The 13,294-nt window shown below is 42.1% G+C and carries 13 protein-coding genes and 1 pseudogene; 2 read left to right on the top strand and 12 right to left on the bottom strand.

The features are described from left to right. Positions 1-66: 66 nt before the first annotated feature. Both HMPREF3208_RS03960 and HMPREF3208_RS03955 read right to left on the bottom strand, forming a co-directional pair. On the bottom strand, positions 67-1,290 hold the full coding sequence (locus HMPREF3208_RS03960) for a sensor histidine kinase (RefSeq protein WP_016636893.1): 1,224 nt from the start codon (positions 1,288-1,290) through the stop codon (positions 67-69). Next, entirely contained in the window at positions 1,284-2,024 is a 741-nt protein-coding gene (locus HMPREF3208_RS03955; protein WP_016636894.1) for a response regulator transcription factor, read from the bottom strand. The genes HMPREF3208_RS03960 and HMPREF3208_RS03955 overlap by 7 nt, the downstream gene beginning before the upstream one ends. 194 nt (positions 2,025-2,218) lie before the next feature. On the opposite strand from HMPREF3208_RS03955, the gene HMPREF3208_RS03950 reads away from it, so the two are divergent. Then, positions 2,219-2,722 carry a hypothetical protein gene (locus tag HMPREF3208_RS03950; protein WP_016636895.1) on the top strand — a complete coding sequence of 168 codons (504 nt, stop codon included), beginning with the start codon at positions 2,219-2,221 and terminating at the stop codon, positions 2,720-2,722. A 26-nt stretch (positions 2,723-2,748) separates the two neighbouring features. On the opposite strand, the gene HMPREF3208_RS03945 is transcribed toward HMPREF3208_RS03950, so the two are convergent. Continuing rightward, the gene (locus tag HMPREF3208_RS03945) at positions 2,749-3,096 is read right to left on the bottom strand and encodes a hypothetical protein (protein ID WP_016636896.1); all 348 of its coding nucleotides are present in this window, start codon (positions 3,094-3,096) and stop codon (positions 2,749-2,751) included. A 228-nt stretch (positions 3,097-3,324) separates the two neighbouring features. Here HMPREF3208_RS03945 and HMPREF3208_RS03940 point away from each other — a divergent pair, with 228 nt between their 5' ends. Continuing rightward, entirely contained in the window at positions 3,325-3,561 is a 237-nt protein-coding gene (locus HMPREF3208_RS03940) for a hypothetical protein (protein WP_016636897.1), read from the top strand. A gap of 12 nt (positions 3,562-3,573) precedes the next feature. Here HMPREF3208_RS03940 and HMPREF3208_RS03935 read toward each other — a convergent pair whose 3' ends face one another. The 9 genes and pseudogenes from HMPREF3208_RS03935 to HMPREF3208_RS03895 form a co-directional block, all read right to left on the bottom strand. After that, on the bottom strand, positions 3,574-4,173 hold the full coding sequence (locus HMPREF3208_RS03935) for an FMN-binding protein (protein ID WP_032814828.1): 600 nt from the start codon (positions 4,171-4,173) through the stop codon (positions 3,574-3,576). A 45-nt stretch (positions 4,174-4,218) separates the two neighbouring features. Continuing rightward, entirely contained in the window at positions 4,219-5,064 is an 846-nt protein-coding gene (locus HMPREF3208_RS03930; protein WP_081091175.1) for an ABC transporter ATP-binding protein, read from the bottom strand. 50 nt (positions 5,065-5,114) lie between these two features. Further along, positions 5,115-6,410: an ABC transporter permease gene (locus HMPREF3208_RS03925; protein WP_016636900.1), complete on the bottom strand. Its 1,296-nt coding sequence runs from the start codon at positions 6,408-6,410 to the stop codon at positions 5,115-5,117. Beyond that, on the bottom strand, positions 6,400-7,734 hold the full coding sequence (locus tag HMPREF3208_RS03920; RefSeq protein ID WP_016636901.1) for an ABC transporter permease: 1,335 nt from the start codon (positions 7,732-7,734) through the stop codon (positions 6,400-6,402). The genes HMPREF3208_RS03925 and HMPREF3208_RS03920 overlap by 11 nt, the downstream gene beginning before the upstream one ends. A 10-nt stretch (positions 7,735-7,744) precedes the next feature. Next, the gene (locus HMPREF3208_RS03915) at positions 7,745-9,016 is read right to left on the bottom strand and encodes a DUF2318 domain-containing protein (protein ID WP_016636902.1); all 1,272 of its coding nucleotides are present in this window, start codon (positions 9,014-9,016) and stop codon (positions 7,745-7,747) included. A 95-nt stretch (positions 9,017-9,111) separates the two neighbouring features. Next, positions 9,112-9,756, bottom strand: coding sequence for an iron transporter (locus HMPREF3208_RS03910; RefSeq protein ID WP_016636903.1), 645 nt, complete (start codon positions 9,754-9,756; stop codon positions 9,112-9,114). 105 nt (positions 9,757-9,861) lie between these two features. Next, positions 9,862-11,580: an FTR1 family iron permease gene (locus tag HMPREF3208_RS03905; protein WP_016636904.1), complete on the bottom strand. Its 1,719-nt coding sequence runs from the start codon at positions 11,578-11,580 to the stop codon at positions 9,862-9,864. 225 nt (positions 11,581-11,805) lie between these two features. Further along, positions 11,806-12,276 (bottom strand): annotated as a pseudogene (locus HMPREF3208_RS03900) (type I restriction endonuclease subunit R, EcoR124 family); the annotation flags it as partial. Between the two features lie 253 nt (positions 12,277-12,529). Next, positions 12,530-13,294: an ABC transporter permease gene (locus tag HMPREF3208_RS03895; protein ID WP_032814827.1), complete on the bottom strand. Its 765-nt coding sequence runs from the start codon at positions 13,292-13,294 to the stop codon at positions 12,530-12,532.

Below are 13,294 nucleotides of genomic sequence, written 5' to 3'. Positions count from 1 at the left end.
AATAATAAAGATATATATTTACGTAACATATGAGAACATGGAGCTATCGTGGCAGTTTGAGCGCCACTAGTTTAACGGAATAACAACATTAACCAACCAAGTGTCGTCATCTTTTTGAGCGCTTAAAGATCCGCCTAAACGTTCCACAGATTTTTTGTGAAACAGTAGACCTTTGCCAAAAACAAGTCTTTCGCCAAACTTATTCAACGTCGAAATCGAATTCATGCACATTATTTTGCATTCGCGCTCATCAACCGTAACATTCATAGAAAAATCAACGCTAGTATTGCAATGCTTGCGAATATTAGTAAGCAACTCACTGCACATGCGAATAGCACATTGGGCCTTTTCAGTATTAACAGTTGCAGATGCAGTAAAATCACCACTCCCCGAACTTTTATCAACCACTGTTAGAGAGCCATAATACCCAAGCTGCTCACAAATTTGCTGTTCAGCTTGTAAGCGCGCACGAATATTGCATAAAAAATCAGTCAAATTCATGCGATCATTGCTATTAGAACCATAAACGAACTGCGTGCTGGCAATATTTGAATCTAAAGAATCATCATACTTTTGCTCAGCTTGCTCAAGCAGGCTGATAACAAGTCTCGCTTTGGAAAGCGCGTTACGCGAATGTTCAACAATCTGCTCTAACGATTCTTTTGTATGTTCACTATTCTCAGCATATAAAGCATCCGTTGCAAGCAGCGTAATATCCGTAATCTCATTGTTCACATCGTCATGCAATTGCAACGCAACCGACGCAATATAAGACTGGAACTTGCTTCGTACAATATCCATTTTTGCGCGATTATTTTCTTCCAACATGTTCAAATACTTGCGCAAAGCGTAACCGCAAATCATGGAAATAAGAATAAAACAAGGAAAAGTAAGCGGAATGTACGCCATTTTTGCAAAGTACATAATATTCAGCGAAACTATGTACGCACAAAGCAAATACTTCCACGAATCGTAAAAGCCTGCAACAAACATGCTAGCGATCAATGAAAAAAGAAAGCAAGTTGCATTTACGCCTGGTACTGCTAACGTTACGCAATACAAAATCGGAGTTACGAGGGATATTTGACGTGAAAAAGCAATCAAAAGAAATATTGCGAACATCCAAACGTATTGGCACACAGATTGCTGCGGGTTATGCCACAAACCAGCTGTATTGCAAGATTGCACATCCATTGACACTACAAGAATCGCCAATATTATGAATAAAGTTCGTTGAATTTTCCAGCTTTTAACCAACTCAATAACACGCGAAAATGTTTTCATTACCATGCGTTATCCGTTTCTTGCAAAAGATTCTGATGATTTTGCAGCGAATCATTAAAATATTGCATATTGCTATTTTGCTCACGATTTTGCATTGCAGCAAATGCAGATATTGCTTGCACGCGGTTAGAAACATGCAATTTTTTGTAAATCCTATGAATATGCGTGTTTACAGTGTTTGGCATAAGACCAAGTTGAGCCGCAATCTGATTTGTTGTGTAGCCTTTAGCAAGCAGATCCATGATTTTCAGTTCTTGAGGCGGCAAAACGCTGCGAGACCTTGATTTAGAAAGCCTAATAAAAGATTCTTGCGGTGTAGCAAAATCGTAAGCAACGCCTTTAACGCAACGGCAGCCATACACATTCTGCTTATCGCAATATTGCAAAGCTTCTGCTAGTCCTTTGAAATTGTCTTTAGCGACCATTGCTTGCCCACCAACTTGCGCAACCATCGAAGCGTAGGATCTACAATCGTAGGAAGTCATGCCAATTAAAATGATACTGTTGTTTTGCTCACGAATTGCGCGTATTACTTCCACTCCAGACATGTCTTTCATTGACATATCTATCAAAATATAATCCGGAGTTGTTTTTGTTACGAGGCAATATTTCAAAGCTTGCGCTCCAGATTTTACGCACCATTTGCACACGTACTCACTCGGCAAAAGCTTGCTGAGCACGTTTCGCATAACCGCTAAAACTAGCGGGTCGTTATCTACTATTGCATACGTTTTTGGCATAATGGCTTTCTTGCAATCACACGCTACTTTTCTTATATTCTACTTTATAAACGCGCGCAAAGTAGGGCAAATTGTGTAGTAAAAAATGATTACAAGTACTGCGCGTAGATCATATGTGCTTATAATAAGTAACAATATGTGACTTTTAGTTGCGTTTGAAAATGCAGTTTCAATAATGATTGCAGCAGGATTATATGACAAAACGATTAGTAGTATTGCACTCCGCAGAAGTAGCTGCGATGGCGCTTGCCTCAACAGCTGCTTTTATGCGTAGCTTTGGCTTTTTCGTTTTGTGGCTTGTTCCAGGACTTCTTTCTGTTGCATTGTATTCTTATGCATATTTTTTCTTGCGAAAAATCGTTATTAAAGAAAAAAATGCGTATATAGAAAATAATATATCTAAGATTGACGGCGCAGGCGCTAACAGCATAAGTAGTGATGTTGAGAATATAGAAAACAACAAAGATTACATAATGACTCTTGAGCAAAAACGCAAAAAAGTTGAATCACAAAATAAGCAAATACGTAGCAATTATCTAAATAATTTAACAAATATTATTTCATGCTTTATTTGTGGGCTTATTCACGTTCCTTGGATTTATTACTACGGAATTGCAAATGGCGTTGTAACATTGGTGATTCTGTGGCGCGTCATAAAGCGCCCACAAGGTCACCCTATTGATGAAAGCGATTTTTAAGGATTTAAGACTTTACGGATTTAAGCTTATCGTTGATCTTCCATTGAAAGATTTAATCCTTTTGCAGCATTGCGAAAATCTTCTATATGATTGCCATAACCGTCTGCAATAATAGCATCCTCTTTTACTACAAAAGAGCCATTTTCTAGCACGATATATTTTGTAAAGAATTCTTCTAATTGCTTAGCTAATTCATCAATGTCATCTTGTGAAAGCTCTTCGCTACTATTTTCCGCAAGGTTATCTTCCTGCTCCTGAATTTGATTAATGCTATTTTCACTAACGTTTCCTATTTTGTTTACGTTATCTTCTGGTTGCCAAGAGCTTATACCAAAATCACTCATACTTGCACTACCCATATTTGCGCTACTCATGTTTGTATCTCCTTGTATTTGTAACGTATTTGCACAACATATTTGTGCGTTGCTTTAAGTCTAATTACCAACATTTTCCGTGCAATATTGAGTACTAAGTTCTGAGTACATCGTACTGCTCGAAGGATTGCGACATTTATACTAGAAATACATACGAACGAGCAGCAACGTACGCTAATTAGCTACAATGCTCACGAACAAAACAGCAAATTAGAAAGAAGGCAACTCATGAGCAAGGACTCTATAAAACTTATTAAAAAAACGCTTATTTGGATTCTTAAGTGGGCAATATTTACAGCAATCGAATTCCTTCTTTTGTACGTTGCGATTATTTCTTGGGATCATGATTTTGCACAATTCATGCACGAATACAGTAATGCGATTATTCCATTTATGGCAGCAACCGGAGCTATGGCAGCAACGATGATTCGCGACGAAGGCACTATTCTTGAAGTCAAAGATTAAGGTGGTTGTAGATTATTTTGCGGATTGAATTGAAGCCTCTTGGCGAGCAACGTCAAGCGCTTTATTGAATGCGTCGCTAGTCCAACTTGCTCCAGCAACAACCGAAATATGCAAATCTTTCAACGGTTTTCCAACGATTTTTCCTGGAATAGCCTTTGAGAATGCATTCATATGGCCTCTTGAAATCGGCGTAAACGGATGAGGAGTGATTTGCACATCGCTCACATTGCCATTCGCAACGCTTAAATTGACTTCAATACTATCTTCCGCAACTGGGCCATACGTGGCTTTGATTTTGTATTCACCATCTTTGTAATTGCCAGTATCGGTTTTAGGCTGATTTTGCTGATTCTGAGAATCCTCACTTTGCGCAGAAGCGTGCGATTGTTGAGCACCTGAATCGTACTTACTCGAAGGGGTACCACTATCGTCTGCGCTTTGACCAGAATTACCAGCGAACTCATCGTTCATCGGCACAGCACTCGGCTCGCCGCAAGCAGACAACATAGCAGACGATGCAGCTACAATCGCAAGTGTAGCAACGGTTTTCGTAACTTTTTTGGATTTCAAATCGTCGCGTGAAACATCGTGAAACATATTATCTGAAATCATACAATCATCGCCTTTAAATCTTGTATATTCTAAAATCTTACGCAACTAATCATCTAAATTCGCTAATTTAGGCGACTTAGTAGGCTCATGGTCTTGCAAAGCTTCCGCAACGCTTTCATCAATATGCGCACTCGTAAACGCAGGCTTGCCGCCAATCGCCTCGTACGCTTTACGCGCATCCTCATTATTCCAGCGCTCACCAACAAGCACACCGTGATTAAGCATAATTTCGCGATCAGCGCATTGAGCTACCAAAGAATCGTGAGTTACAACAATAATCGTCGTGCCTTGCTTATGTAGCTGCTTAAACAAGTCGAGCACAATCTGCTCATTTTTTTCATCCAAATTGCCAGTTGGCTCATCCGCAAGCAGCAACTTAGGACAGTTAATAAGCGCACGAGCAATGCACACACGCTGCTGCTCGCCGCCAGAAAGCTGACTTGGCAGATGGTAAGCACGATCCTTCAAACCTACGCGATCCAAAGCGTCCATCGCTTGAGCTTCGTCAACAACCGAATGATAGTATTGCGCAACCATCACGTTTTCAACAGCCGTTAAATGTGGTACAAGATAAAACTTTTGAAAAACTAAGCCGATTACGTTTTTACGAACGTCAGCAAGCTGACCGGCGTTCAAATCCTCAAGTTTGCGTCCTTGCAAAGACACGGAACCCTTGGACGGCGAATCCATGCAGCCAATAATGTTCATTAACGTTGTTTTGCCAGAACCACTGGAGCCAACAATAGAAAGCCACTCACCTTCTGGCACAGTAAGCGACAAATCGTCAACAGCACGAAGAGAGCCGTAGATCTTGGAAATATGATCCAAAGTCAACAGCATTTTTGGCTTAGACTCCGCGCCTTCCAACTTATTTTCTACATTCTCTGCCATGTTAAATCCTTAACTCAAATCTTAAACAATCCATAAATTTACGCTTAAAATTATTCTTCTCGAAGCACAATTGCAGGGTCAATTTTTGAAGCGCGCAAAACAGGCGGCAACGCAGCAACGCAAGAAGCAATCAGGCTAAATGCAACAGAAAATGCAACAAGCCACCAATTCACACCCAAATCTCTAGCGAACACCATTGCCGCAAGCAAACGCGCAAACACATACCCTACTGCCGTGCCGGCAATGCCACCAACGAAACCGTATAATCCAGCTTCGGCAGTAAATTCCACGCCAATACTCTTAGCGCTTGCACCCAAAGCTTTGCGCAAACCAATTTCGTTTCGACGCTGTTGCACAATCGAAGAAATCGTAGTGCTCACACCAACCATCATCAACGCGAGCACAACTAGCGAAACTATGCAAAACAGGCTGCGAAGCATAGTAATAATACCAGTGTCAGCAGCAGTAACTTTAGTAACCTGCTGAGCGCGCACGCGCATAGAAGTCATATTGTTAATGCTTCTCACAACCGCATCAACGCTAGGCGCAGAAGACGAGTAAGCAATCACGTCTGCTCCGCGCTTAACTCCAGTAAGAGTATTTACATCTGCGTTTAGTGCATAAAGCATGGAATCCTCTGCACCACCAGTGTCCAAAATGCCACAAACGCGGAAAGTTGTGCCGTGAGTATCCATAATATCCGTTGAAACTCTGCCTTCAACAAGCTTTTGTTGAGAAGATTTTTGTGCAGACTGATTTGTAGACTTATTTGCAGATTTACTTGCAGACTTATCTTCAGATTTCTCTGCAGGCTTATGCGAGCCGTTAGTATTATCCGAAGATCTATACGCAATTGCAATACGAGAGCCTATTTTTAAGCCCATCGCAGAAGCAACATCTCGCCCAACCATCACATTTCCGCTGCTCGGCCAAGAGCCGTCTACATTCCAATGCTTATTAAGAGACTTTACTGAACGAACGTCTATTCCTGCTAAAACGTACGGAGCTGCGTTAATACGCACATTTTCGTAACGATACGTAGCAGATCGCATAGCACCTTTTGCAAGAACCATATCGTTTGTATGCAAAACCATTGCGCGATCAATACCGTTTTTCCACTCGCCCTCAATTGGCGTTACGATAATATTCGCTCCATACGCGCGCATTTCGTCGCTCATCTGCTGGGGCACAACCAGGCAGATTGCAGCCAAACAAAACAGCGTAGCAGCACCAACAAGCGTTGCAATAACAGCCATTAGAGCACGCGATTTTCGGCGAAATACCGCGCTCAATAGCATGGTTATAAACATTGCATTGTTGGAAGTCATATAAGATTTACCTGCCATGAAGCACCTCCGCAGGACGCACACTCAAAATCGAACGAATCGACGAGCCTGCAGCCGCAAGCACAGTCAACGCAAGCAGCACAAACACAAGCACAAATACCATTGGTCGGAACAAAATCGCAGAACCAAACACCGTAAAACCAATAATCTGTGCCACCGCAAATCCCAAAACCATGCCTAGAAGCGCTCCACCAAATGCAATAACCGCAGTTTCCATAAGCATAAGACGAGCAACAGCACCATCTCGTGCACCCAAAGCCTTAAGTAAGGCAAGCTCACCGGAACGTTCCGAAATCGAAGCAGCCATAAGATTCGCCACAGCAACAGCCGCAGCAATCAAGCTCAATGCAGTCATCAAAACCATAACAGCGCGCGTCTTATTCAATACGTTTCCCTGCAGCGCCGCAACTTGACGAACCTGTTTTGCAACAGCTCCCGGAATTACCTCCTCAATTTGGTAAGTAATCGAACTCGGGTAAGCAGTGCAATACCAAGTCTCCCACTCTTCTTGGCTGAGTGCTGCCGGATTTTTAGCAGCCTTACGCGCTAAATCATTTTCAGGAGTAGTAAGCGCCTTTACCTCAATCAAATCAGCCATATTCGGCTTATTTGCAAGGTTTTGAGCATCGCTAGAGCTTGCGTAAATTGCGTTATTATCGTCGTCGCCGGAATCGTATACGCCCACAATGCGCAACAAAATTTTGCGTCCGTCACGAAGCAAACGCAAACGCTGGCCAAGTTTTAAGTGCAAACGTTCCGCTAGATTCACACCGACCATTGCCTCGGATTGATTATCTTTTGCCCATCTGCCTGAGCGAATCTTCCACCAAGAACGCAAACCTTGAACGCCAACAACAGTTGTTTCACCAGAAGCCAGCGCAAGCTTGCGATTAAACCAAGTTCCAACAATCGGCACCACAGTTTTCGTAGAAGACTTCACTTCAAGATTGGCGTGAACTTTTATTTTCGGCGCAAAATTCGTAATATTGAACGCCCAAAAAATCATTTTAATTTTTGCAGCGTCTGATTCCTTCAAAAAAGCAGTAGACTCTTGGCTTTCGGCAGCTGCTAGATTATGCAAAGAAGCAGCATCTTCCTGCTCGCGAGACGCATACAAATCATTCACAACAGCACTAGATTTTGGTTGAACAACAATATTCGAACCGTATGAGCTAAGCTCGGCGTTAATCTTGTCTCCAACGTCATACACAACACTAAGCATTGCAACGCTTACGCACGCGCTTAAACACACTACAAGCGCAATCAGAACGCGCTTTTTTATTTGCCGCACAAGAGAGCGAGCAACCATACGCATCATAAACATTAGTTGCTCCTTACTTAAAGTGCGAACTAAGCACGTCTAAATCAGCAGTATGAATGGTGATTTTGCCATGCCCAGCCTTATACGGGAACGGAATCGGATTGCAACCACCCTTAAAACCAATGGTCGCCAAGTTAATTGCTACGTCACATTTGCGGCAAATAATCTTGCCGTCTTTTTCATAGTAGCCTGCGTCTCCACAGTTTTCACACGCGTCTAAACCAACTCCATATGCTCCACCATTCTTTTTAATGATTATAAAGCGCATAACAGTGCCATCTTTTGCTTTGTATTGGAAGCGGTGAAGGTGGCCGTCTGAAATTTGCACAAAGTTGATAGTTGCCACACCATCGTGCAATTCGTACGGTTCTGGAGGCGTAAGAGTTGGCTTAATATTCATAATAGATACGCCTGCAGTAAGCGTAAGTATTACCGTAACTGCAGCCAAAAGCGCTGCGAGCGCAGACTTTCGAGATTTGCGCTTAAAAGCTCGCTTTGTGCGAATTTCTGCAGCATTTTCACCAACTACTGCCGTCTTAAAACCGATTACGAGAGATGCAACTGCAGGAATCAAAAACACACAAATTTGCGCCATAATCATCAGCGGATTATTGTTAATCAGCCAAACAAGCACGCTGAAAGAAAAGTCGTCAATATAAAGCAGAATGCTTCCTTGCATAATCTGCAAAAGTGAAGTTACGTGCTGCACAAGCAGAATAATCATGCTGAGCACAATTGCAATTTTGAAGGAAATTGCGCTAGCTGTAGCTCGCACTGAACGAGCCATAAGACTTAAACAAATCGCCGCAATAATACCTAGAATAAAACCAAGAGCACGCAAAAGCATGTCGGAAGTAAACGGCGGCGTGCTTGAATCTACGAAAATTGTAAGCTGTAAAATAACGTCTGGAAGCGCATAAAATACGGTAAATGCTAGTGCGCACGCGCCGATTGCGTTACTTATGTGCATTGCAAGCTGGTGCGTACGCCAGTTTTCAACAGTTTTGTGCGAACGAAGCACAACTACAATCGCCGCAATGTCGAAAGGAACTGCAACGCAAAGCGCAGGCATGTTAATAAAGTTACGCTGATTAATTACTACGCTTGCTCGAAGAATCGCAAAAATAAGTGCGGCAACTGTGCCAACCGACAGGCCATACAATCTCCATCGCGCACTTAGCGGCTTATCTCGCCCCTCACCAACCGTAAGAGAAGCGCTTAAGCCCATGGTAAGTAGCATAAGCGGGAGCAGCCCAGGCATAACTGCTACGAACAGTCTGAGCATAACTCCCTCCTTTGCTATCAGTTATAATCTTTAACTCAATAATTACTAATAATTGCTAATAATTACTAACTACTTCTGATTATTACTAACTATTACTACCACTGGCGAGGAGTGTACTTCCAGTCGTCGAATGTTGCCTTGATTGGTTCAGTCCAGAAGCGACCAGTTACGCCGGTAGCAGGATCGACGTGAAGCATCCAACCCTTCTTTTCTGGGGATTCGATGGAAAGCACAAGCTTGTAGTTGCCAGCCTTGTCAAGCTTAACGTTTGCACCATAATGAGGACCATCGGAAGCATTCATCTGCATGAACGTGCCCTTGCCAACAGATTCGCCGCTTGCCTTGTCAACAATCTCATAGTTCACAGTCAAATCTGGAATGAACTCGCCCTTACCGTAGCCGAGCTTGGTGCCTTTTTGGTTAGCATGAATATCGGCTTCAAGATGGAAGCTCGCTTCTGAAGCCTTCAAGCCCATGCCAGCTGGAACCATATCAACTGGCTGGAAGTATACGGCACCGATAGTAAGAGGTCCAATGTTTTGATCCTGGTGAGGGCCAACTGGCACCTCTTCAAAGCCCTTATCGCCGCCTTTGTCGTCGGCCTTGTCGTCAGCCTTCTGCTCAGTCGCTTGTGACTTAGCGGCAGTTTTAGCAGAATTGCCATTAGCACCACATCCAGCGAGTGCAAGCATTCCTGCAAGCACTAAGGCAGCAAGTGCCATCATCTTATTATTCTTCATATCTAACCTTCTCTGTTTGTTGATTGGTTATTTATTTGTGAGTTACTCGTTGTTTAATTGTTACTTATTTGTTAGTTATTTATTGGTTATTTTTGATTATTTTGCTTATTTATTTTCTACCGTACACTTTCCACGGCTTCGCACAATAGATACGCAAAGCAGCGAAATTACCACGATTACAGCTACAATTTGAGCTACAATCGTTTCCACATACGGGTAGAATCCAAGCCAATCGTTAGTTGGCAAGCCTTGAATATACATACCTGCGAGCGCATCGCCTTCTATGAGCGCATGCACGCCACCGCCAGCAAAAATCACCACAAGCACAGACATAAGAGCACTTGTACCGGTGAAGAATGGGCGAATTGGTATGCGCACAGATGCGAAACGAATCAGCAGGAAAATTACTACTAAAACTGCAGCCGCAGCAACGAAACCGCCCCAAATCATGGAATCAGCTCCGTTTGAAACCGCAAAAATAGCTTGGTAGAAGATTACAGTTTCTGCACCTTCACGAAACACTGCCAAGAAGCTAAGCAGTACAAGCGAAATCAAGCTGCCTTGGGACACGGCAGCCGTGGTTTGATCGCTAATGTATTTATTCCACGCTTGTACAGAAGAGCGCGAAATCATCCAGTTGCTTGTGTACAGAAGCATAAGCATTGCAAACAGTGCAACCACGCCTTCCGTAATCTCTTGCTGCGGTCCAGAACCATTAAACAATAGTCCGAACAGTGCAGCAACAATCAGCGAAGCAACAATACCAGCAACAAGTCCTAAGTAAATGTACTTCACCATGTTTTTGTGACCAGATTTAATCAGGTACGCAATAATTGCTGCAACAACCAGCAATGCTTCTAAGCCTTCACGCAGTAAAATAACAAAAGCCTGACCAAAAGAACTAGTTATAAATTGCATCAACGGGTTTGCGCTAGAAGAAGCACCACCGTCAAGTTTTGCAGCATCTTCTATAAGCATTGCTTTAAGATCCGTTACGAACTTTTTAGCTTGCTCAACCGTTTTGCCGTTGTTCATTGCTTGGCGGCACTCTTTGAACTGATATTCGACTGTTGAAACGCGGCTTCCACTAATTGCATTCATAACGTTTTTCTCAAAGCCAAGTTTTTCATAATACTGGTAGTAGGCTTCGTTAATTAAATCAACGGCTGTTGCGACTTGCGACTGGTTTCCTTTTGCAGATTTGTAGGTTGCAACGGACTTGTCGAGAATAACGTTCATTTCTCGTGCAACTTGACTCCATGTGCGACCATTTCTGCCAAGATTTTTCTTTTTTGCAGCGTCAAGCTTTTTTCGCTCTGCTTTGATTTGCGCCCGAAGTTTTTGTGCGTAAATATTAGGCTTATCTAACTTAGCATTTGAGTCAAGTTGAGCTGCAGTTTGTGCAACGTCTTCTGAAAGAGCTTTTGATACAGCGCTTATTTGCGAACCTTGATTTTGTTGATATACCAGCGTTTGCAACTGCTGGAACTGGTCTTGCTGCGCTTGAACTTTATCCTGCCCAATTGTATCTCGCACAACTGTAATCATGTTTGAAGCAACGTACACAGAATTGTAGGCTGCTTGGAATCTCGTCGCAGCACCGGAATTGTTACCACTTCTGTATTCGTTTTGACCTTGCTGTAATTGATTATCTATAGCCTTGGAAACTTCAGTCCATGTAGCGTATGAACGATCTGCATCTGTTGCGAAAACTGGCGTAGCGATAGCAAATGAGCTTACTACACAACTTATAAGCATGCACACAGCCAGCATCAGCGCAGCCGAATTACGAATAATCCAGCGCACTTTTACACACGCGCGCATAACATCTCCTCGCGTTCTTTTGTGTCTTTTGCATTTTGCGCGCTTGCGCTTCACACACTTCACGCACTTCCTGCATTTCTAAACGCTCTACCCCAATCGAGCGCACCCAACTAAAACTTGCCATACAAAGGCCCCACAGGTACATAATATCGATATATCAACTAGATTGATATAGTTCAGCGCAAAAAATGCGGAAATATTGCAAAATGATATTGATAATGAGAATTATCTTTCGTATTGACTGAAGCCAATAAGTCCAACAAACTCATTAAACAGTTTTCTCATACTTTCTACAATGCGACTTTTCTTCTCAGCGCGCGCCTTAGCCGCAGCGCCAAATCTGCTCATTCTAGGCATTAAATCATTAATATCTGTGCCAAGCTCACTTACTTCGCCAGCGCTAAAAGATTTCTCCATAAACTTACGAGTCAAAGCATCGTTTAATCCTTCGCTTTGCACGAGTTGTGCCAAGTCATGATTATACTTTTGCTCAACATACTCGCTCCAGCAATCAACAACGCTCAACTTGTTGCCGTGCGAATCGTAAACAGCAGTGTCATCGCTATAATCCGCAAGCTTCTCAAGCTCCTTCTCGTTAAGTTGTGCAATAAACCCTTCAATAAGCGCTTTTTTACTACGCAACTCTGGGCTAGCATCAACCGCCGCCTTAATAGAAGCAAGAACATTTTTATCTCTGATTTGTGTTGGCGTTTGTTGTGCGTGTGGTGGTTTTGAGTGTTGAATGTGTTACTTTCGGTTTTGTTTGCTACTAGTGGCATTCAAAACCGAAAGCTTTTTGTTTTTGTTCTATTTGTTTCCATACTGCGTTTTGAACGTTTTACGCGTTTTGTGTATAGCTAAAACCTTATATGCGATTTTGCAAGTCACATCTGCATTTGTTATTTCGTTTCATTTGTTATCTCACTGCATTGTTATTTAATATACCTTGTTATCTCATCTCTTTTTTACCAAATTGTGTTATTGCAATCAAAAATACAAACACAGATATTGCAATTGCACATGGCAAAAATGGTATAAGATTAAATCCGTTTACTAATCCTGTTGATGTAACTGCATGTAGAGAGCGGGAAACCATATATCCGCTGTAACAATAAGGATAAACTATCCAAAGTGGAGTATTTGCTATTAATACGCCAGGAATCACAAGAAGTATATTTAATCCAACAGATAACATTGACTTTTCAAAAAGCACAGTAATCGCCCACATGACTATTACGCTTGGAATCATAGTCAAAAACAGATCTAAACACCATTTTAGTAGATACACAATTGGGAGCGTTTCTGTAACTCCTGTACTACTGGTTGCAAACAATCCTGCTATAACGAATACAGCAAAAAATACGACCATTTCCATAAGCAAATAAAATAGCAGTACGCAAAATTTTGCAGCAGAAATCGCGTATCTGCTAACAGGTAATGCCAGCATTTTTAGTATTCCGTTATTGCTTGTTTCTCGTCCTGCAATCATCACGCAAATAACAATCATACTAAGCGGAAGCAGATAATATGAGTAGACTAATGCGCTTTGAATAAACATAGCAGCCCATGCGTGTGTATATTCTGGAGTGAAGTAGCTATGAAGGCTTGCTACACCAGATCCAACCACAAGTAATGGCGCAATAAAAATCAAAGGAATAATTTTACTACGTTTTACTTTCTTAAATTCGATTCTAAAAAGTTCAAAAAATCTCAT

The sequence above is a fragment of the Gardnerella vaginalis genome (assembly GCF_001546485.1).
GTDB classification, from domain to species: Bacteria; Actinomycetota; Actinomycetes; order Actinomycetales; family Bifidobacteriaceae; genus Bifidobacterium; species Bifidobacterium vaginale_D.
The sequence above is the reverse complement of the archived record's forward strand: the minus strand, read 5'-3'. Positions and strand labels throughout refer to the sequence as shown.